Below are 19,032 nucleotides of genomic sequence, written 5' to 3'. Positions count from 1 at the left end.
ACTACTTTTTCAAAGCCCTTACCATTTCCTTTTTGCCTGGCGGGCCGGGGAGTTCCTCCACTGTAAAACCCGCTTGCTTCAGGTTTCGCTTAAACTGCCCCTGTGCACAATATGTTACCAGAAAACCCCCGGCAGCAAGCGAGTCATACATCTTTTGTATCACTTCCATCGTCCACATGTCGGGCTGCTTGTTGGGAGCAAATGCATCGAAGTAGATGATATTGAAAGGAGTGGTTGGGGAATAGTCGTGTACCGGAGTTTCAAGCTTCTTTAGGAAAAAGTGCTGGGTAATTTCCACGGGCTTACCCCAGTCGGAGCTGTGAAGCAGTTGAAAGTACTTTGGCAGCTCGCCTTCTCCAATCAGATCGGCATAGTTCAGGTTTTCATAAATCTCGGTTGGCAGGGGAAAAGTCTCCAGCGTCTCGAAGGCTACCGGTCGGGCATGCTTTTCAGCAAAGATCAGACTGAGATAGGCATTAAGCCCTGTGCCAAAGCCAATTTCCAGAATGCTCGGTGTACCTTCGTGATGGTTACACCAATGCCTGAGCCCCATTTCGATAAAAACGTGAGCGGATTCCTGGACTGCACCATGGAACGAGTGGTAGGTCTCATTGAGTGCTTCATTCTTCAAGGAATGTGAGCCGTCTTCTGTCAGGATCAGGTGAACATTTGAGTCCATCAACCTCCGCCCTTTGTTTTTTCTACTCTATAAATGAGCGCTACAGCGTGGGCAGCAATACCTTGTTCGGTTCCAACGAAGCCCAGCTTTTCGGTGGTAGTGGCTTTTATGGAAATATCTTCCTCAGCTACATCCATTACCTCGGAAAGAACTGCCACCATTTTGGGAATAAACGGGTTCACTTTTGGCCTTTGAGCGCAGAGGGTCACGTCAATGTTTCCCACTTCATAGTGTTTATTTCTAATGAGGGTCATCACCTCGTCGAGGAGTTTTTTACTGTCAATTCCCTTGTATTTTGGATCTGTGTCGGGGAAGTGATAACCAATATCCCGCATATTGGCAGCGCCTAGAATAGCGTCGCAAATTACGTGAATGATCACGTCGGCGTCTGAGTGCCCAACAGCACCTTTTTCATGGTCGATTTTTATGCCCCCAAGCCATAGGTCGTAGCCTTCCTTTAGCTGGTGCACATCGTATCCGTAACCGATCCTGATAGTTGGCTTTTTCATTTTATTGCTTCGTAGTAGAGCGTGGAGCTATTGGCTTTGGCGAGAATGTTGTTGGCTTCGTCAAGAATATTGTCTGTAGTCACCGATTCGATTTTATCGGTTTCCTTGTTCACCCAGTTTGGGTCTCCCAGAAACGACATGAAAGCCACATTCATTGCCTGGTTCAGCAACTCCACTTCAGAGAAAACAAGAGATGAAAGTGCTTTGTTTTTCACTTTGATCAACTCATCATCGTTAATCTTTTTCGATTTTATTTCGCTCAACACCTCATCAATTGCCTTTTCAGCTTCGTCAAAGGTATGGCCTTCATTCAGCTTGCCATCAATCATCAGCAGGCCGGGGTCAATGGAGCCCAGCACATACGACTGGATGCTGTTGAATATTTTTTTCTCCTTCACCAGCACATTGTACAACCTGCTCGATTTCCCTCTGCCCAGAATATCTCCCAGAAAATCGATCGATTGATAGTTGTCGGCTGCCCGTCCACTCATATGGAACGTTTTGTACAGAGCACTTAAAGGCACTTTTGATTGCACATTCATTATTCGTGCATCATGTTGCTTTGGTTCCGCTCGCAAGCGCCGTGCTGGAACATCCCCTGCCGGAATAGGACCAAACCACTTCTCTGCCAATTTTTGTACTTGTTCAGTAGTGACCTTGCCGGCCACCACCAGGACAGCATTATTAGGACGGTAATATTTGAAGAAAAAGTCTTGCACATCCATCATGGTCGCATTCTCTATGTGGGAAATTTCCTTTCCGATGGTCGCCCATTTATAGGAGTGCTCTTTATAGGCCAGAGGTCTCAACTTCAGCCAAATATCGCCGTAAGGCTGGTTCAGATAGCGCTGTTTGAATTCCTCAATCACCACTTTTTGCTGCACTTCCAGCACTTTCGGGTCAAACGATAAACTCAGCATACGATCCGACTCCAGCCAAAAAGCCGTCTCGATATTGGCAGCCGGTAATGTGATATAATAGTTGGTAATGTCGGGGCTGGTAAAGGCGTTGTTTTCCCCGCCCACCAGCTGAAGCGGCTCATCGTAGCTTGGAATATGCTTTGAGCCGCCAAACATCAGGTGCTCAAAAAGATGTGCAAAGCCGGTCTTATGCTCTTCCTCATCTCTCGAGCCTACCTTGTATAAGATATTGACCACTGCCAGTTCGGTGCTGGGGTCGGGTATAACGTGCACCTCCAGCCCATTGGCCAGTTTAAAACTTTCAAATTGAATCATTTGCTACAAAATTGTCGCTAAAATAAGCATTCACTGATACTATTGTCCGAAACTACATCGAATAAGTAAAAGGTTCGGTTTTGCGAAGAATTTTCCATCTCCGCTTTCCTCCGCAAAGCTCAAACATTTACATTTGGCTAACAATTAAACAACAGATTATGGCAATTGCGGCCGGAACCCACACCCAAATGAAATTTGACAGGAAGTCGCTGACTGACAAACAGCTTCTTTCCATATACGAAAAGCTTTTAGAACCCAGGCTGATCGAAGAGAAAATGCTGATCCTTCTTCGTCAGAACAAAATCAGCAAATGGTTTTCAGGCATTGGCCAGGAGGCAATATCCGTTGGAGCCACACTAGCGCTAAACGAAAGTGAATATATCCTGCCAATGCATCGCAATCTTGGCGTGTTTACCTCCCGTGGTATCCCCTACGAAAGACTTTTTTCGCAGTTTCAGGGCACGACCAATGGGTTTACCAAAGGCCGGGATCGGTCATTTCACTTTGGCACCCAAGAGTTTAAGATTGTAGGCATGATCAGCCATTTGGGGCCGCAGTTGGCACTGGCAGATGGCATTGCCCTGGCGGGTAAGCTGAAAAAGGAGAATACTGCAACCGCTGTTTTTACTGGCGATGGTGGTAGTAGCGAGGGCGATTTCCACGAGGCACTTAATGTGGCGGCTGTCTGGAATTTGCCGGTGCTTTTTATTGTAGAAAATAATGGCTACGGCCTGAGTACACCCAGCAACGAACAATTCAAGTTCAAATCTTTTGTGGACAAAGGGCCAGGCTATGGTATCGAGACGATCAGTATCGACGGTAATAATATCCTGGAGGTTTATCTTAACATATCCAGGTTGGCGGAAGATATTAGAAAAAATCCACGACCAATTCTGATCGAAGCCAACACATTTCGGATGCGGGGGCACGAGGAGGCATCCGGCACCAAGTACGTGCCTAAGGAGCTAATGGACTATTGGGCGACCAAAGATCCAATTAATAATTTTGAACAATACCTGCTCGAAACTGGTGTGCTGTCCGCCGAGACTGCAGAAAAGACCAGGAAGAAAATAAAAGCCCAGGTGGACAAGGCTGTGAAAATAGCTTTTAGCGAGCCGGAGGTGGTTCCGTCGACGGAGCAGGAGCTGGCTGACCTTTACAGCCCTTTCGAGCAGCAAGTAGTTGTGCCAAAGAGCAAAAGCACCTCCCCGAAGCGCTTTCTTGATGCCATTACTGACGGGCTTCGCCAAAGCATGGAAAGGTACCCCGAGCTTGTGCTCATGGGTCAGGACATTGCAGAGTACGGCGGAGTTTTCAAAGCGACGGATGGCTTTGTTGAGAAATTTGGAAAGGACAGGGTGCGCAACACGCCATTGTGCGAGTCGGCCATCATAGGAACAGGCCTTGGGCTTTCTATCAAGGGTATGAAGTCGATGGTAGAAATGCAGTTTGCCGATTTCGTAACTGAAGGCTTCAACCAAATAGTGAACAACCTGGCCAAGAGCCATTGGCGGTGGGGTCAGAAAGCAGATGTGGTAGTGAGGATGCCAACCGGGGCTGGAGTAGCTGCAGGGCCATTCCACAGTCAATCCAACGAAGCCTGGTTTTTTCACACGCCAGGGCTGAAAATAGTTTATCCGTCCACGGTGTATGACGCCAAGGGTCTGCTGAATGCCGCTTTGGAAGACCCCAACCCCTACATGTACTTTGAGCACAAAGTGCTCTACCGCTCCCTTACTGAAGAGATTCCTGATGATTACTACACTGTCGAAATAGGTAAAGCCCGACTAGCTGCCGAAGGCACAGATATTTCCATTATTACCTACGGTATTGGGGTACACTGGGCTCAGCATGTTTGTAATGAACTGGGTGTGTCTGCTGATATTGTCGATTTAAGGACATTATTACCCTGGGACAAGGAAGCGGTAAGGGAGACAGTGAAGAAAACAGGCAAAGTGTTGGTGCTGCATGAGGATTGCCTCACGGGTGGCATCGGTGCCGAAATCGCTGCCTGGATAAGTGAGCATTGCTTCACCAGTCTTGATGCACCAGTTATGCGTGAAGCAAGTCTTGACACGCCAGTGCCTTTTGCGCCGGCATTGGAGCAAAATTTTTTACCAAAAGGCCGCCTGAAGGAAAGAATCGAAGAACTTTTGCGTTTTTAGTAAAGGCTGTCAATTCTTCATTTGGGCATTAATTTTATATATTGCCGCTTTAGGTTTACTTAATTGAGTTTAACGGGTGTTTATTTCTTCTTCTTTTAAATCTTTCACCTCATCAGCCTTGAGGCTTACCTGGATTAGCTTGTTGGCCGTTCTGTTATGGATGGCTTCTGCTGATGCGGCAAGGGCTCAGTTGCTGGAGGGGAGGAATAAGCTAAAGACCGTTGACGAAAAGCCTGAAAATCCCGGTTTTTTTCTCAATAGAAAAAAGGGGAGATCCGAAAAAAACGCTGGGCGAGTCTCAAAGAAAGACAGGAAAGTAGACACAAGAACCGTTAAGCGGCCAAAGAAGAATATCAGGCAGGGAGCCAACTATCAGTCAACTGGCGGCGGTGTTTCTATCGATAATTCACCCCGATCCTCCGCCCGTTTTTCAGAGCCTGAAAAGGTCTCCCGAAGAAAATCAAAAGTTAAGTACAGGTCCAATAGCGAAAAGGCAAGTAAGCAACGCAGGCGAGTGCCAATGATACGGCTCTCTCCAAAAATTGGCATCTATAACCCCAACTCTCCTAACCCAAGGTATTCAAAAAACCCAGGGTTTGACCGAACCAAACGCTACGCCGCCTCACCCAGGTATTCTGTGCCGCAACCAAGAGTAAGTCCTCAGTCAGTTAACCCCCGGTACAGCCAAAGCCAGGGGTTTGTGGTTAAAAAGGGGGGGTATGTTATTGGCTTTAAGAATACCCCTGGGATATTGCCAATTGCGAAGGCAGGCCCAAGGTACAGTAAGCCCCAAAAGAGGGTATCTCCCGAAAGCGTGTCTCCCAGGTACAGCAAGGCCCCCAAGCAGGTTTCACCCGGAAGCGTCTCACCACGCTACAGCGAAAGCCAGGGTTTTGTCACCAACAAGAGTAAGTGGATTTTTGGTTTTAGAAAGACCCCAGGAATATTGCCAATAGCCAAAGCTGGCCCGAGGTACAGCAAACCCCAGAAGCGAGTGTCACCCGAGAGTGTTTCACCTCGCTACAGTGTGGCTCCCAAGCAGGTATCTCCCAAAAGTGTGTCGCCAAGATACAGTGTACCTCCCAAGCTGGTTTCTCCCGGAAGTGTGTCCCCCAGGTATAGCAAGGCTCCCAAGCAGGTTTCGCCGGAAAGCATTTCTCCGAGGTATAGCAAAGACCAGGGTTTTGTAGTGAAAAAGGGAGGTTGGGTGATTGGGTTCAATAATACATCAGGGTTTCTCCCAATAGGAAAGGCTACGCCGAGGTACAGCAAGGAAGCGGGGTTCTATCGGCCCGGGAACGGAGTTAACAGGTCAATCTCCGACGAAGCAAGACAGTTTTCCCTGCCTGATAAAGAAAAGAGAAGAGACAATAATTATAATCCGCTGGTGTCGACCCATATCCCCACTATCGTAACCACACCAAGAGACAGGAGCTTCAGGAAAAGATACAATGAGATGATCACCGACTGGCAGGGTGACGGAAAAAGGGTGTCTAAGTTTGCTGAAAAGCTACAAAACAAAGGATACGCCTTAATGTACAATGAATACAGAGGCTTCTTGAAGGTGAGAACGGAGGGAAGAGAAAAGCATCACGCAGAGAAAGAGGCAGGACGCCTCGCTGAGTATACCGGTGGTTTTAAAATAAAACGAGGAGCGGGCGATAGCCACCCCAGTATCGCCTATGTCACAGGCAAGAAGATTAACTCCAGAAAGCTCAGAAAAGAATGGCGGGAGCTTAATATCATATTGGTGAGAGTGAGCGGGAACAAAGAGGTAGCAAAGGGTGTTAAAAATGGGCCTGATAAGCCTAAGTACGACAAAAAAGAAAGAGACATCTGGAATTATTAGTATGATCAAATGGAATAAGCTCACCTCGCCTGAGCAGATTGAAAGCGTTATCGAAGAATCAAATTCTCATCCAGTGCTCATTTTTAAGCACAGCACCAGCTGTTCTATAAGTGCGGCGTCACTGGACAGGATCGAACGCAAATGGGACGAAAGTGAGATGAAGGACTGGAAACCTTACTACCTGGACCTGCTAGCCAATAGACCAGCGTCGCACGCTGTGGCAAATGAGTTGGGCATTGAGCACCAGTCTCCACAAGCTATAGTGCTCTTTCAGGGCAAGCCCGTTTACGACGCTTCGCATTTCAGTATTTCCTATGATGCGATCAAGTCGGCAACCAAAGATGTTGTGCTGTAAAGGTGCCAGAGGAATTTTGTTTTCCTTATCGACAGCCTGGCAGCCGCTGTTTAGAGTATTTGCCTACTAAGCGATAGGGGTAACAGGTGTTGATTTGTTATTGAAGTCCGAATCAATTTGTTGTCATGCCTTTGCCCGGAGGCAGTCAACCATTTTGATTCAAACTTAGTCTTGCTGATTAACGATTAAGCTAAAAATAGCTAATTTGGTGTAAAATATCTGGTTCCCTTATGAAACGTCTAAATACAGGACTTTCTATCTTTTGTTTTATTCTCCTGGCATCGTCAGTGGCTAAGTCACAGGACAACGGGAACTATGAATATTCAAGAGAATATATCTGGGGCATCAATAAAAACACAAACAGCGGACTCATCGGTGGCATAGTTCTGAAGTACTCTCAGGCCATGGATGAAAAGACCTTCCGAACTTTTGGAATGGAGCTGATCAATGTGAAGCACCCAAAAGAGTACAGGTATATTTCCCAATACGGCAATCCGTTTGTCTGGGCGAAGAAAAACTACCTTTATGCTGTTCGCTTGCAGTATGGTAAGGACTATTTGATGTTCCGAAAAGCACCGCAACAGGGTGTTCAGATCAATGCCAGCTGGGCGGTCGGCCCTACTTTGGGAATAGTTGCTCCTTATTATGTGAAATACGCCACCGGGCCCAGTACTTTTACAGTAGAGCAGTTTGATCCGGCAAGGCATAGTTTTGGCGGTATTTTGGGAACCGGTAGGCTTTTTCAGGGCCTTGGTCAGTCGAAAATACAGCCAGGTTTAAATGCCAAAGCAGCTATCAACTTCGAATTTGGCACGTTCAAGAGTAACGTCACGGGCTTTGAAATAGGGGTGCTTGCCGAAGCTTATACGAAAGAGATTATTATCATCCCAGCCGCCACAAACACGGCATTTTTCACATCGGCCTTTTTCACACTCTATTACGGCGCCCGCCGGTAACCTTTCCATTTTCCATTTGTTTGTGAACCATGGAGGGTATTATTTTGTAGTAATTCAATTGGAAGAAGAAAGCTAACAATGATAGAGTTACCAGTAATTTCTCAGGATGCCACACAGCGGGTGAAAAAGCCCAACTGGCTAAGAGTAAAGCTGCCAGTGGGAAAGGAATACGCCAAGGTTCGCCAACTTGTCGACACCCACAAACTGCATACGATTTGTGAGAGTGGCAACTGCCCAAATATGGGGGAATGCTGGGGAGCCGGCACCGCCACCTTCATGATCCTGGGCAATGTTTGCACACGCAGTTGCACATTTTGTGCGGTAGCTACTGGCCGACCACCTGAATATGATGAAGACGAGCCCAGGAGAGTGGCCGAAGCCATCAAATTGATGGAAGTGAAGCACGCAGTGATTACTTCCGTTAATCGTGATGAACTTAAGGACAAGGGTGCTGAGGTATGGTATCAAACTGTAGTGCAAACCAAGCTTGCCAGTCCAGAAACAACTATAGAAACGCTTATTCCGGACGTAAAGGCTAATTGGGATGCCCTTTACAGAATGGTCGAGGGCGGTCAGGAAGTAGTTTCCCACAACATGGAAACTGTGGAAAGCCTTTACCGCAGGGTACGCCCACAAGCCAAGTACGAGAGAAGCCTGGAGCAGACCAGAAGAACCAAGGAGCTGGGAAAACGGACAAAGTCGGGTATTATGCTTGGCTTGGGCGAAACACAGGATCAGGTGTTCAAAGCTATTGATGACCTGGTGGCCAACGGGCTCGATATTCTGACGTTGGGTCAGTACCTCCAGCCGACCAAAATGCATATTGAAGTGGCTGAGTTTATCCACCCGGAAACCTTTGACATGTACAGAGAAGAGGGTTTGAAGAGGGGCTTGAAGTACGTGGAATCCGGCCCACTGGTTAGGTCAAGCTACCACGCTGAAAGGCATGTGAACGTGCCTATTTGACAGGAGCAAACTTTAGAAAAAATGAATGCATGGATTCTACAATCCATGCATTCATTTTTTTAACTGATCCGTGAACTTATACAACAGGTAAAGGTAGAGAAGCGTAGGTATTGGCAGTACAAGAGCCAGCACATAGATAATTGCCTTCTTCCCTTCATATTTTCTCTTGTTGACCCAAATGACAATTCCAGCACCTGCTATCAGGTTAACGATGAGCAGTAGCTGGTATTCATTCATTTTTTCGGGAAGTCCACCTGAATGATCTCTTTTACATTCCTCTTGATATTCATTGAGATACGCTCCACTGGCAAATCGTTAATGTCCTTTCCAAACGGATCCTCAATTTCCTCGGCGATGAGCTCAATACTTACTAAAATATAGAATATAAGTGCTACCAATATCACAGTCCAATAGCCAAATTCAACTACGAAAGCCAATGGGAGTGTCATTGTGTAGATAAAGAGAAACTTCTTGATGTACATGCTGTAAGAGTACGGAATTGGCGTCGTTTTGATTCTCTCACAGGCTCCCATGATGTCGGCAAAATTCTTAATTTCTTTGTCAAAAATAATGAGCTGTTCACCAGTGATTTCGCCCTTTTTGAAGATGGCATCTATTCTTTGGAAAAGCATAGAGTTGATCTTGTTCGGCTTGTGGTCACAGGCCTTTACTTTTTGTTCCTCCTCTTCATTTTCAAACTCCAGTTCTTCCATTTTCGTCCCATGCCTGAGGTGCTCTTTCATGGCATAGACAAAATTGGGAATCATGTGCTCAAAGTAAGAGCGGTCATCTCTTGATTTCTCAGGCAGATAGGCGTTGACCTTCATAGAAAGGCTCCGGGTATCATTCACGAGCTGCCCCCACAATTTTCGGCCTTCCCACCAGCGGTCGTAGGCCGTGTTGGTTCTCAGTACCAGGAAAAGACCCAGCACTACTCCCAATAGTGAGTGAAATACAATAGCTCCCTCGAAAAAAATGTGAATTTCGAATATATCAACAAGTACATAGGTCAATACCGTGGAATAAACGATCATGAATGCCAGCAGCGGGAAAAGCGATTTGATCACATAACGGCTGTAGACATCAAAAATTAGGGAAACCCAGGACTTAGGGTTGTACTCAATCATAGGATCAGAATTTAGGGTAGGTTTTGCTAAAAAGAGCTCAAAAGATAGGTAAGGAATAATAAACTCCCTAGCTCAAATGACATCATTTTGAAGCCCTTATAAAAAAAGCTTTCTAACTTACTGAGAATTCAGTTGCTATGAAAATTCTTTCTCCTCAACAAATTCGTAAAGCTGACGCCTACACGATAGAAAATGAGCCCATAGCCTCTATTGATCTAATGGAACGGGCTAGTAATGCCTTTGTCGATGAATTTAAAAAGCATCCTTTTAATGACCAGATCGTCTGGCTTTTCTGCGGAACAGGTAACAACGGAGGGGATGGTCTTGCCGTAGCTCGCCTGCTGAAAGGCCTAAAATACGAGGTAAAGGTGTGGGTGGCTGGATCGGCAGAAAAAGGAAGCGAAGACTTCAGGGTCAACCTTAACCGCCTTTCGGGTGCTGTCAGCGTGGCTAAAGCGTCGGAGATATACGCTGCGGACATCCCGGACAAGCTGGTTATAGTTGATGCTTTGTTTGGCTCAGGTCTGAACAGGCCGGTTGATGGGGACTATGCGAAACTAATAGATTTTTTGAATGGCATTAAAGCCAGCAAAATGGCCATTGATATCCCCTCCGGGCTTTTTTGCGACCAGCCCCAGAATGGTGCAATAGCGTTCCATTCCGATATTACAATTACATTTCAGGCACCTAAACTAGCCTTTCTTTTGCCTGAAAACTACCCGTATGTGGGTGAATGGAAGTCGGTTGACATTGGGCTTTCGTCTCAGTTTATGAAGGAAGTGGAATGTTCCTACTATTATCAGAGGGTGGGGGATGAGGATCTGAAGCTGCCTGGCCGACCCAGGTTTGCTCACAAAGGCGATGCAGGACGTACGCTGCTGATTGCTGGGAGTAAAGGTAAAGTAGGCGCTGCTATTCTTTCTTCAAAAGCTTGCATGCGGGCTGGTGCGGGGCTGCTAACGGTGCATACGTCAGGCTGTGCCGTAACGCCCATTCACACCGCTGTGCCCGAAGCCATGGTCAGCGAGGATGCCAATAATGAACATATTACCCGAATCCCAGGCGATTTGTCAAACTTTGATTGCGTCGCTATCGGGCCAGGCGTTGGCACGGATAATGCCACGGTTAGGGCTTTTGTAAGGGTTCTGAAGACTGTTTCAAGGCCAATGGTCATAGACGCTGACGCACTCAATATCTTAAGCAGAAATCCAGGGCTCCTGGAGCGGGTGCCAGCCAACAGCATACTAACACCCCACCCTGGGGAGTTCAGGCGACTGGTAGGCGACTGGCACAATGACTACGAAAGGTTGAACAAGCAAATAGAGTTGTCAAAAAAACACCAGTTGATTGTGGTGCTAAAAGGAGCGTACAGCAGCATCAGCACGCCATCCGGAGAGGTCTATTTTAACAGCACCGGAAATCCCGGGATGGCCACTGCAGGAAGCGGCGATGTACTCACCGGCATTGCAGCCGGACTGCTATCCCAGTCATTTTCTCCGACGAAAAGTGCACGTTTAGCAGTCTTACTCCACGGAATTTCAGGCGATTTGAGTGCTCAATCCAGGGGAGAATATGGTTTAATCGCCTCTGACATTGTTGATTTTCTTCCAGCGGCGTTTAGAAAATTGTAAATTTAGAGCTGAATTTTGCGCCTGACCTAATTTTCCCTTCCATTTGACCTCCTTTTTTAAGGAAACCGCATATAACGAAAAAGGCATTCAAAAATTTCAATTAGGCATTAGAACATTACTATTTTTTTTTCGTACTTTGTTACATAGCCATGTTGGCTTTACCTATGTAGATTATGCGCTTCATTAAATTTGTCATCGGATTGCTTCTTGTTGCCCTTCTAGGGGTGAACGGGTTTGCACAATCTGCCGAAGACAAGGAGCAAGTGACTGCTGAAAGCGCCTTCAGACAAACTCCCACACTGGAGTTGAAAAATCAGATCGAAGTATATCCTAACCCCGCCGTTGAGTTTATTATGGTGGAGATAAAAGATTCTAACTTGAAGAAAGTGGAATTTGAGATGCACAGCATCATTGGGAATACGATTAGAATAGAGCCTGAAGAAGTGGCGAAGGATACTTACAAGATTCCTGTGAAAACTTTCAATTCAGGGTATTACTTCCTGATCATCAAGGATGACTATACCAGATACAAAAAAGCAATCAAGTTTCTTAAGAACTAACGATACAACCTTACTGTGAAATAAAAGAGGCAGCTCCTATTCGTCGGGCTGCCTCTTTTGTTTGTACGGAATTAAAACTCTGCGTTCCCGGGCGTTCTTGGGAAGGGTATCACGTCTCTAATGTTGCTCATGCCTGTAACAAACAGCATCAGCCTTTCGAAGCCAAGCCCAAAGCCACTATGGGGCACGGTTCCAAACCTTCTGGTGTCCAGAAACCACCACATGCTTTCTGCATCCATATCAAGCTCTTTCATTCTGTTGGTGAGCTTGTCATAATTCTCCTCTCTTTGAGAGCCGCCGACAATTTCGCCGATGCCTGGAAACAGGATGTCCATGGCTGCGACAGTTTTGCCATCGTCGTTTTGCTTCATGTAGAACGACTTGATCTCTTTTGGGTAGTTGATCAAAATTACTGGCTTTTTGAAGTGTTTTTCAACCAGATAGCGTTCATGCTCCGACTGCAAATCAGCGCCCCAGGCGTCAATCAGGTATTGGAACTTCTTTTTCTTGTTGTAGTTGCTATTTCTAAGGATATCGATGGCTTCTGTATAAGTGAGGCGCACAAACTCATTGTCAGCCACAAAGCGCAACCTTTCTAAAAGGCTGAGCTCGCTTCTTTCTTCCTGCTTTTTAGCGCTCTCTTCATCTTTGGCTCTCTGCTCAAGAAAAGCGAGGTCTTCCTGGCAGTTTTCCAGCGCATAAGTAACGAGATATTTGAGCATCTCCTCGGCCAGATCCATGTTGTCTTCCAGGTCATAAAATGCCATTTCAGGCTCGATCATCCAAAATTCAGCCAGGTGACGGGTGGTGTTGGAGTTTTCAGCCCTGAACGTGGGGCCAAACGTATAAATCTCCGAAAGAGCCAATGCGGTCAGCTCACCTTCCAGCTGCCCCGATACGGTGAGGTTTGCCTCTCTTTCAAAAAAGTCTTCCTTAAAGTCTACTTTTCCGTCTTCCGTTTTTGGCAGCTTGTCGAGGTCAAGCGTAGTCACCCGAAACATTTCCCCTGCCCCTTCGGCATCTGAAGCGGTGATAATGGGTGTGTGGATATTGAAAAAGCCCTTTTCGTGAAAGAACTTATGCACAGCGAAAATCATGGAGTGCCTCACCCGCAGGATGGCGCTGAAAGTATTGGTGCGGGGTCTTAGGTGAGCAATCTCACGAAGAAACTCCAATGAGTGCTTTTTTGGTTGCAATGGAAACTTCTCAGGATCAGCTACACCAAGCACATCAATTGTATCTGCTTGCAATTCAAACTTCTGCCCGGATCCCTGCGAGGCTACCAGTAAGCCCACAACAGACAATGAAGCCCCGGTAGTGATTTTCTTTAGTGTTGCCTCGTCAAACTTAGTTGGGTCGCCAACAATTTGAAGGTTATTGATAGTTGAGCCGTCGTTAAGGTTGATAAAGACAACATTCTTGTTTTCACGCTTTGTCCTTACCCAGCCCTTCACAGTCACTGTAACATTTGCTTCTGCTAGCTGAAGAATGTCTTTGATTTTAGTCCTTTTTTTCTGGCTCACCTTATTTCTCGTTAATTAAAAAAGTACTCGGTTCTCTTTTTTCGCAAGGTAGCAGTATTTTTACCAAACCTATTTGTTCATCTCGATTGAGAACTCTAAAATTGCCGCAAAAAAACTATATTGAGTACTTTTATCAAAGGTCAAAGGCATTAAAAATCAACCGGATGCGGCCTTTCCACTATTTCGACATTGCCGACTCAACCTATGGATTCGAATTGCGTAATGAAGTTGGCGGGAAGAATGGCCAAATACCTTATATTTCTTATTTTACAGCACTAAAAGGCTAAACTAATCGAAGTATGCAAAAGCTGGGCTTAACCCAATCTCTGAGTCAGAAGCTGTCGCCGCAGCAGATTCAGTTCATTAAGCTCCTGCAAGTACCGACGGCGGAACTGGAGACCAGGATCGAAGAGGAATTGGAGATCAATCCTGCGTTGGAGGAAGGTAAGGAGGAGGAGCCTAAAGAGGCAGATGATTTTGATGATATAGACAATTCGGCAAGCGACGAACTGAACATTGACGAATACTTGCCCGACGACGACTACGCCGGTTATAAAATGCAGGGTGACGGCCCCGGTGGCGATGAAGAAGAACGTGAAGTGCCATTTAGTGAAAGCTCCACACTGTCAGAGCAACTGATTTCTCAACTCGGGTTTCTCAAGCTGGACGAACGTCAGTATGCTATTGGCCGGCAGCTGATAGGCAGTATTGAGGCCGACGGATACATCAGGCGAGACCTGGACGCCATAGTCAACGACATGGCCTTTTCTCAGAACATAGAATGTGAGGCCGATGAAGTGGAAGAAATCCTTCATTTGATCCAGGAATTTGATCCTGCGGGCATAGGAGCCCGTTCTTTGCAGGAGTGTTTGCAGTTGCAGATCGACCGGAAAATAGAAACTGGCGGCGAAGTAGCGCAACTGGCACATCATGTAGTGACCGACTGCTTTGATGAGTTTACCAAAAAGCACTACGACAAGATTTCAAAGAAGCTTGAACTTGAGGATGACGAGCTGCTGAAGGAAGCGATCAAGCTCATTACCCACCTCAATCCAAAGCCAGGCGGCGTAGGGTCTGGCCTTGTTAAAACCCAGTACCTCATTCCCGATTTTATGCTTTTCAATAATCATGGCAACCTGGAACTGTCATTGAATTCCAGAAATGCACCGGAGCTGAAGGTGAGTCGGGACTACTCTGAGATGCTTCAGGCCTACGACAAGAGCAACAAGAAGGACAAGAAACTTAAGGAGACCGTCACTTTTGTCAAGCAAAAGCTTGATTCGGCCAAGTGGTTCATCGACGCCATTAAGCAGCGCCAGCAAACGCTGCTCAATACAATGAACTCGATTATTAAGTACCAGTACGACTTTTTCCTTGAGGGAGACGAGAGCAAGCTGAGGCCAATGATTTTGAAAGATATAGCGGAAGAGATAGGCATGGATATTTCCACGGTGTCGAGGGTGGCTAACTCCAAAACTATCCAAACAGAATTCGGTATTTATCCATTGAAGTATTTCTTTTCTGAAGGGATTTCTACTGACTCTGGCGACGATGTGAGTAGCCGAGAGGTCAAGCATTTCTTAAAGGAAATGATTGACGGAGAAGAAAAGCGCAAACCACTGTCGGACGATAAACTTGAAAAATTGCTTAAAAAGAAGGGGTATCAAATCGCCAGGCGAACTGTAGCCAAATACCGGGAACAACTAAATATTCCTGTGGCCAGATTAAGGAAGGAGCTCTAGTGCTAAGGTTTTTTATGCAGGCATTATCGGTGGTCTTTCACCCGCTTCTTCTGCCGACGATCATGTTTTTTGTTATTTTTCGGTACGTGCCACAGGCTTTCAGGCCACTGGCCGACGAAAATGTGCCCTACATTCTACTGGCACTATCCACTACCACTCTGATCATACCAGTGCTAAGTCTTTTGGCCCTTCGCCTCACCTCTACCATTAGGAGCCTTCAAATGCACGATAAAAATGACAGGCTTGTCCCTTTTGTTTTTATCGCCACTTTTTATGGGGTAACCACCTATATGTTTTATAGTAAGCTTACCCTAAATCCGGTGTTGGTGCTACTGATGCTCACCACCACTTTGCTGATTGTGCTGCTAACCGGAATCACTTTCTTTTGGAAAATAAGCATTCACAGTGCGGGCATTGGTGGCGTTGTAGGCTTTATCCTGGCCCTGGTTCACATTTTCCCGGGAAGCGAGTTACTTATCCCTTTTGTGGCAGCAATTGTTGTGCTGGGATGGGTAATGACAGCCCGTTTGGTGCTGCAAGCCCATAGTTTTTCCCAAGTCGCCGCTGGAGCTACCCTTGGAGTTGGCTTTTGCTATCTGATGATGATGATTTTTGCCTGACTTTAGAATCCGTTGAACGAGATGCCGATTGTATTGGCAGTGACGTTGATTCCGTTCGGGCCTTTGCCGCTTTGAAAAACGTCGCTCAATCCCATTTTGTAGTAGACAGAGAACCCGCCAATACCCAATCTGGCATGCACGCTGTACCTTATTTTGTTAAGGTTCCAGTCTTCTCTCTGCTTGGTCATTTTCTTGTCTCCATCATCCTCATACTTGAACTTAGTGTGCGCCTCAAATAGATAGCCTATGGAGCCACCGACACCAACAAAAACACTACGCTCTTTGTTTTCCAAGTTGGGGACAAACCGCAGCTCCAATGGAACGTCTATGTAGTTAGTGATTAACTTACTCCTCAATACTTTTACATCTGCTATTGAGTCAAGTACCAGATTTGTGACCGAATTTTGTGTTTCGTAGCTCAGTCCCACGGCTTTCTTAAAGCTATATCTGTCAAAGCCAAATCCGATGCCTGGCACGAAGGAAAGCTTCAAGCTGGGGATATCGAAGTGATAGGTATAATATAAATCCAATGGGCGGGATTCAAATACTTTCGTTTTCATTCCTTCCGGAGCATTCACAAAATAACTTGAGCCCAAATTGATCAGCAGCTTGCCTGGTAGATCAGGCCTTGGGCCATGTATTTGTTGCGTTTCTTTATTGTCGTTAGGCTCCGTGCCGGCATTGCCAGACGCAGTAAAAGTGAATGTTAATACCGATAGAGCTAATAAAATGAATCGCTGCATGAATAGAAACGTTGCTTTTTTGAATAATAGAGCGCAAAGATAACTTAAAATTACTAACTAAGAATGTCAAAGTCTTTTTTAATGAATCAAGATATATTAACTTTGCACCCCGTAATTAATGATGAGGTGTAAATTCAGCACCTGATCAGTAATTCAACCGGAAAGCCTTGCCTCTCGTTTAACATGACAAGAAAGCTGGTGGGATGGTTGGGGAATGGCCGAAAATAAATAACTGGACCTGTAGCTTAACTGGATAGAGCATTTGACTACGGATCAGAAGGTTGGGGGTTCGACTCCCTCCAGGTTCACGAATCGGTTTCAGGAAAGCTTCTCAGCAATGGGAGGCTTTCCTTTTTTTGTGCTGTTCTGGTCAAAGACTTGCTTCGCTATACCCAAACTTCACTGCCTCCATCCCCTTGAACCCACAATTTTCTACCACGAAAAGCGATCCGGCCAGTGGCTGCTCTTCGAGCTGTTCATCAGTGAGCCCCACTCTGGCCGATGTGATGTAGAGGTCCTGCAGGGTTTCTCCACCAAATGTGCACGATGTGATTCGGGCAGCAGGCATGCCGATGCTCAGTAGCTTTTGCCCTGTTAGTGGGTTCCAGCGGGCAACTTGCCAGCCATCCCAGTGGCCGATCCATAGCATGCCTTCGCTGTCGATGGTCATGCCGTCGGGCGAGCCTTCTTCCTCTGGAATGGAAATAGCTACTCGCTGATTGGATATACCACCGGTTGCCTGGCTGTAATCATAAGCGACCACCTTTCGGGTGGGTGAATCGATATAGTACATTGTTTTGTGGTCGGAAGCCCATGCCAGGCCGTTGGAGATGCTGACACCGGGTATTTTTAAACTGCAGGCGCCATCAGTGTCGAGCATGTAAAGATTACCCGCTCCTTCCACTTCCGACAGGGCCATGGTGCCCGCCCAAAAACGGCCCGCCGGGTCACACTTGCCTTCATTGAAGCGGTTGCCTGGCAGGTGACTTTCCGGATCAACCAGCGGCTTTACAGCTCCACTGTCCTGTTCAACTATGGCCAGTCCGCTTTTCATGGCGGCAATGAAGTCACCGTTTTTGCACAAGGCCACTGCTCCAACCATATCGTTCAGGGGTATCTGCCGGTGGCTGTTTTTAGATGGGCTATGCTCATGAATAATGCCATTCAGAATATCCAGCCAGTAGATCACTTGTCGTTGGCTGTCCCACACGGGGCCTTCGCCCAGCAGGCAGCGGTTGGAAGTGACTACTTTGTAGGGTTGTGCCAGGGGTTTGGTCATGGTATCAGGGTTTCGAACAATTTTAGCCAGACTCTGCCAGAATAGGGTCGTTTTGGTCAGCCTTCTGTTCCTAAATATGTAAGAGTTAATTGGATTGTGCAACAGCACACTTTTGAAATCGCCGCCGCCCATTTCGATATCATCACATGCAACAAGAAGATCAGGTTGGCAGGCGCTTTCATCCTGATAAATAGGATTCTTTTTCCTATTTTTCGCAAAATATCCGTTCCCTTCTACTCGTTGAAGTGTCAATGGCAATAAAATATCAAATAGCCTCCATTTTCATATTCCTGCTTCTGGCCAGTGGGCCTCTTTGGGCACAGGAGGAAGAATTTTCGTTCGAGCCCAAATATGATTCCCCCCTTACCATCGACCTGGATGCCCTGGACGAGGAGAATGAGAAAATTGACGTCAAGAAGAAAAAGCCGAAGCGGAATGTGTACTATGGAGTGAAGACTAAAAAGGGGTTCACCAGAACGGGCTTTGGAGAGAACACGGTGCTGGAATTGTTTAGCTACCTGAAAGTGTATCAGGAGCCAGATGAATATGTGAGAGACATTTACTGGTACAATTTCAAAAGAAAGAAAATTGTAGCCAGCAGAAATATTGATAAAGAGTATGCGGGAATTTTGCACGGCCCGTACCGCAAAGTCTTGGGTGATCAAGTGCTCGAAGAAGGGTTTTTCTATAAGGGCACAAAGCATGGCCGCTGGGTAGAACTCAATAAGTCTGACATTCTCCTGAACAAGGAAAAGTACTATAAGGGATGGCCAAGGGAATCAAAAATTGCCTACTGGGACGTTGAACGAACCAAAATGAAGGAAGTAATTCCCATCGAATACGGTGAGAAAGAAGGCTATTACTATGCGTTTCATGCCAACGGACAGATAGCCGTAATGGGCGAATATAAGTTTGACCACAAAGTCGGCGTTTGGCGGGAGTATTACCCCATCAGGAACAGGAGAAAGCGTGAGGTTGAGTATTCAAAAGATCCTTTTGATGAAAGCTTCAACCCAGTCATTCTGAGAGAATGGAATGACAAAGGTGAGTTGATATATGACAGGGAGCGATTAATGGTGCAGCTAAAGTAACC

18 protein-coding genes and 1 tRNA gene are annotated in these 19,032 nt (G+C 46.4%); 11 read left to right on the top strand and 8 right to left on the bottom strand.

Going from position 1 to position 19,032, the window contains the following annotated elements:
- Nucleotide 1 precedes the first annotated feature (1 nt).
- From mnmD to AAC052_RS08665, 3 genes are read right to left on the bottom strand one after another with little or no spacing between them, the layout of a single operon-like run.
- The gene (mnmD, locus tag AAC052_RS08675; RefSeq protein WP_317489324.1) at nucleotides 2-679 is read right to left on the bottom strand and encodes a tRNA (5-methylaminomethyl-2-thiouridine)(34)-methyltransferase MnmD; all 678 of its coding nucleotides are present in this window, start codon (nucleotides 677-679) and stop codon (nucleotides 2-4) included.
- Nucleotides 679-1,188 (bottom strand): 2-C-methyl-D-erythritol 2,4-cyclodiphosphate synthase, encoded by a 510-nt coding sequence (gene ispF, locus AAC052_RS08670; protein ID WP_151997616.1) that lies wholly within the window; start codon nucleotides 1,186-1,188, stop codon nucleotides 679-681. The genes mnmD and ispF overlap by 1 nt, the downstream gene beginning before the upstream one ends.
- Nucleotides 1,185-2,423 carry a pitrilysin family protein gene (locus AAC052_RS08665; RefSeq protein WP_339812576.1) on the bottom strand — a complete coding sequence of 413 codons (1,239 nt, stop codon included), beginning with the start codon at nucleotides 2,421-2,423 and terminating at the stop codon, nucleotides 1,185-1,187. The genes ispF and AAC052_RS08665 overlap by 4 nt, the downstream gene beginning before the upstream one ends.
- Nucleotides 2,424-2,611: 188 nt before the next feature.
- On the opposite strand from AAC052_RS08665, the gene AAC052_RS08660 reads away from it, so the two are divergent.
- The 5 genes from AAC052_RS08660 to lipA all read left to right on the top strand — a co-directional run bounded on the left by AAC052_RS08660 (nucleotide 2,612) and on the right by lipA (nucleotide 8,714).
- Complete coding sequence (locus AAC052_RS08660) at nucleotides 2,612-4,588, top strand: dehydrogenase E1 component subunit alpha/beta (protein ID WP_339812902.1); 1,977 nt, start codon at nucleotides 2,612-2,614, stop codon at nucleotides 4,586-4,588.
- A gap of 142 nt (nucleotides 4,589-4,730) precedes the next feature.
- Complete coding sequence (locus AAC052_RS08655) at nucleotides 4,731-6,437, top strand: hypothetical protein (protein ID WP_339812573.1); 1,707 nt, start codon at nucleotides 4,731-4,733, stop codon at nucleotides 6,435-6,437.
- 1 nt (nucleotide 6,438) lies between these two features.
- Nucleotides 6,439-6,792, top strand: a complete 354-nt coding sequence (ytxJ, locus tag AAC052_RS08650; protein ID WP_339812570.1) for a bacillithiol system redox-active protein YtxJ — start codon at nucleotides 6,439-6,441, stop codon at nucleotides 6,790-6,792.
- Nucleotides 6,793-7,022: 230 nt separating this feature from the next.
- Nucleotides 7,023-7,748 carry a hypothetical protein gene (locus AAC052_RS08645; RefSeq protein ID WP_317489328.1) on the top strand — a complete coding sequence of 242 codons (726 nt, stop codon included), beginning with the start codon at nucleotides 7,023-7,025 and terminating at the stop codon, nucleotides 7,746-7,748.
- 78 nt (nucleotides 7,749-7,826) lie between these two features.
- Nucleotides 7,827-8,714, top strand: coding sequence for a lipoyl synthase (lipA, locus tag AAC052_RS08640; RefSeq protein WP_317489329.1), 888 nt, complete (start codon nucleotides 7,827-7,829; stop codon nucleotides 8,712-8,714).
- Nucleotides 8,715-8,765: 51 nt separating this feature from the next.
- On the opposite strand, the gene AAC052_RS08635 is transcribed toward lipA, so the two are convergent.
- Both AAC052_RS08635 and AAC052_RS08630 read right to left on the bottom strand, forming a co-directional pair.
- A complete protein-coding gene (locus AAC052_RS08635; RefSeq protein ID WP_151997611.1) occupies nucleotides 8,766-8,951 on the bottom strand; it encodes a hypothetical protein in 186 nt (61 codons plus the stop codon).
- On the bottom strand, nucleotides 8,948-9,841 hold the full coding sequence (locus AAC052_RS08630) for a bestrophin family ion channel (protein ID WP_339812568.1): 894 nt from the start codon (nucleotides 9,839-9,841) through the stop codon (nucleotides 8,948-8,950). The genes AAC052_RS08635 and AAC052_RS08630 overlap by 4 nt, the downstream gene beginning before the upstream one ends.
- A 137-nt stretch (nucleotides 9,842-9,978) precedes the next feature.
- Here AAC052_RS08630 and AAC052_RS08625 point away from each other — a divergent pair, with 137 nt between their 5' ends.
- Nucleotides 9,979-11,472 carry an NAD(P)H-hydrate dehydratase gene (locus AAC052_RS08625; RefSeq protein ID WP_339812565.1) on the top strand — a complete coding sequence of 498 codons (1,494 nt, stop codon included), beginning with the start codon at nucleotides 9,979-9,981 and terminating at the stop codon, nucleotides 11,470-11,472.
- 173 nt (nucleotides 11,473-11,645) lie between these two features.
- Nucleotides 11,646-12,032, top strand: a complete 387-nt coding sequence (locus AAC052_RS08620; protein WP_317489332.1) for a T9SS type A sorting domain-containing protein — start codon at nucleotides 11,646-11,648, stop codon at nucleotides 12,030-12,032.
- A gap of 71 nt (nucleotides 12,033-12,103) precedes the next feature.
- Here AAC052_RS08620 and asnS read toward each other — a convergent pair whose 3' ends face one another.
- Nucleotides 12,104-13,555, bottom strand: a complete 1,452-nt coding sequence (gene asnS, locus AAC052_RS08615; protein ID WP_339812563.1) for an asparagine--tRNA ligase — start codon at nucleotides 13,553-13,555, stop codon at nucleotides 12,104-12,106.
- A 299-nt stretch (nucleotides 13,556-13,854) separates the two neighbouring features.
- Here asnS and rpoN point away from each other — a divergent pair, with 299 nt between their 5' ends.
- On the top strand, nucleotides 13,855-15,297 hold the full coding sequence (gene rpoN / locus AAC052_RS08610) for an RNA polymerase factor sigma-54 (protein ID WP_339812560.1): 1,443 nt from the start codon (nucleotides 13,855-13,857) through the stop codon (nucleotides 15,295-15,297).
- Between the two features lie 14 nt (nucleotides 15,298-15,311).
- On the top strand, nucleotides 15,312-15,917 hold the full coding sequence (locus AAC052_RS08605; RefSeq protein WP_339812557.1) for a PA-phosphatase: 606 nt from the start codon (nucleotides 15,312-15,314) through the stop codon (nucleotides 15,915-15,917).
- Nucleotides 15,918-15,919: 2 nt separating this feature from the next.
- On the opposite strand, the gene AAC052_RS08600 is transcribed toward AAC052_RS08605, so the two are convergent.
- The gene (locus tag AAC052_RS08600) at nucleotides 15,920-16,660 is read right to left on the bottom strand and encodes an outer membrane beta-barrel protein (protein ID WP_339812556.1); all 741 of its coding nucleotides are present in this window, start codon (nucleotides 16,658-16,660) and stop codon (nucleotides 15,920-15,922) included.
- 234 nt (nucleotides 16,661-16,894) lie between these two features.
- Here AAC052_RS08600 and AAC052_RS08595 point away from each other — a divergent pair.
- Nucleotides 16,895-16,968 (top strand) — tRNA-Arg (locus AAC052_RS08595).
- 62 nt (nucleotides 16,969-17,030) lie between these two features.
- Here the strand turns inward: AAC052_RS08595 and AAC052_RS08590 are convergent.
- Entirely contained in the window at nucleotides 17,031-18,191 is a 1,161-nt protein-coding gene (locus AAC052_RS08590; RefSeq protein WP_339812553.1) for an SMP-30/gluconolactonase/LRE family protein, read from the bottom strand.
- Between AAC052_RS08590 and AAC052_RS08585 the strand changes: the two genes are divergently transcribed.
- Nucleotides 18,191-19,030 (top strand): hypothetical protein, encoded by an 840-nt coding sequence (locus AAC052_RS08585; protein WP_317489336.1) that lies wholly within the window; start codon nucleotides 18,191-18,193, stop codon nucleotides 19,028-19,030. The two genes, AAC052_RS08590 and AAC052_RS08585, sit on opposite strands and share 1 nt — an antisense overlap.
- The last annotated feature ends 2 nt before the right edge of the window (nucleotides 19,031-19,032 follow it).

It is taken from the genome of uncultured Imperialibacter sp., assembly GCF_963974565.1.
Taxonomy (GTDB): Bacteria; Bacteroidota; Bacteroidia; order Cytophagales; family Cyclobacteriaceae; genus Imperialibacter; species Imperialibacter roseus.
Note: the sequence above shows the minus strand (reverse complement) of the source record. Positions and strands in the feature narration are given on the sequence as shown.